This window comes from Gelidibacter pelagius, assembly GCF_017581925.1.
Taxonomy (GTDB): domain Bacteria; phylum Bacteroidota; class Bacteroidia; order Flavobacteriales; family Flavobacteriaceae; genus Gelidibacter; species Gelidibacter pelagius.
In genome coordinates this window covers 1-449 of the sequence record NZ_JAGEVG010000077.1, presented here as the reverse complement: position 1 = coordinate 449, position 449 = coordinate 1, and the positions used below count along the sequence as shown (strand labels likewise).

Sequence of the window (449 nt, the reverse complement as noted above, 5' to 3'; positions counted from 1 at the left end):
ATCAAGGTTGTGCCATTGACCCGTTTTGTGAATTTGGCATCGCCCATTATACTTGGGTCAGACTGACTATTCAAAGTATAGGTTTTAGAAGCATCGGTCAATTCATTTTGTCCGATATCTCCTTGTGCGATTAATGTTCCAAGATCGTCGGCACTTTTGTGAATATTGATATATCCATTAAAATCCAATAGTTCTTCATAAGTAATGGCCGTCCCATCAGCCAACATGGCCACTTGCGTTTTGCTCATACCTGTTGCTCCGTTTAAAGGCGTAAAGGTAACGGCAATGTCCCCACCTTCGGCAGCAGTATTCATATGAATATGACCTGGATGCTCATCGCCAGCCGAAGTACCATCCAACATGACCTCTATCAAGGTTGTGCCATTGACCCGTTTTGTGAATTTGGCATCGCCCATTATACTTGGGTCAGACTGACTATTCAAAGTATA

The 449-nt window shown here is 43.0% G+C and carries 1 pseudogene; it reads right to left on the bottom strand.

Annotation, left to right across the window (positions count from 1 at the left end):
- Nucleotides 1-449 (bottom strand): annotated as a pseudogene (locus tag J4051_RS18880) (hypothetical protein); the annotation flags it as partial.